Source organism: Pseudomonas sp. FFUP_PS_473, from assembly GCF_002858665.1.
In the GTDB taxonomy this organism is placed as follows: domain Bacteria; phylum Pseudomonadota; class Gammaproteobacteria; order Pseudomonadales; family Pseudomonadaceae; genus Aquipseudomonas; species Aquipseudomonas defluvii.
The window spans coordinates 1-930 of record NZ_PJQQ01000100.1; the positions used below are offsets into that span (position 1 = coordinate 1).

A 930-nucleotide genomic window follows, 5' to 3' on the forward strand; every position below is an offset into this window, starting at 1 on the left:
TGAATCGCCCCTGGTTTTCTAGACACTCTCCAAGCTCAGGAAATAGCGTTTCTCATACTCTACTGGAGACAGCTGCATAGCACTGCTGTGTCGGCGTTTAGGGTTATAGAACATCTCGATGTAATCGAAAATATCACTTCGGGCTTCTTCACGGGTTGTGTAGATCTTTCGTCGGATTCGCTCTCGCTTCAAAAGCTGGAAAAAGCTCTCGGCTACGGCATTGTCGTGGCAGTTTCCCCGCCGGCTCATGCTGCTGATTACATTGTTGGCCTTCAAAAAGCTTTTCCAATCCGAGCTACTGAACTGACTGCCTTGATCTGAGTGAATCATAACTTGCTGCTGAGGCTTGCGTCGCCAAACAGCCATCAACATCGCGTCGATAGCCAGGTCGCTGCACATCCTTGGCTTCATTGACCAACCAATTACTTGGCGTGAGAACAGATCCAGCACTACCGCGAGGTAGAGCCACCCTTCATAGGTGCGGATGTAAGTGATATCTGTCACCCAGACCTTGTTCGGCTCACTTACCTTGAACTGCCGCGCGAGGTGGTTGGGCGAGGCCACTGTTGGTTTTCCACCATAGAACCCTGGACGCCGCCGATAGCCCGTTTGAGAACGCAGCCCCTCCGCCTGCATCAAGCGCCTGACTCGATTTCGGCCGCATTCCTCTCCCAGCTCACGCAGGTCATCGTGAATTTTGCGGTAGCCGTATACACCTCCGCTTTCCAGCCAAGCGTGTTTGATCAAGCCAAGCAGACGTTGATCTTCTTTTGCTCGGGCAGATTGAGGCTCGGCCAGCCAGGCGTAATAGCCGCTGGGGTGCACCTTGAGGGTGTGGCAAAGGCGCCGCACCGGGTAATCAGTCGAGTGCTTCTTGATGAAGGCGTACTTCAGCCGCACTCCTTGGCAAAGTACGCGGCGGCCTTTTTT

General features: G+C 53.7%; 1 protein-coding gene. It reads right to left on the bottom strand.

Annotated features, from left to right (window positions below):
- Window positions 1-18 precede the first annotated feature (18 nt).
- A partial coding sequence (locus CYD26_RS24750) for an IS3 family transposase (protein WP_102053916.1) occupies window positions 19-930 on the bottom strand: 912 nt, incomplete at its 5' end.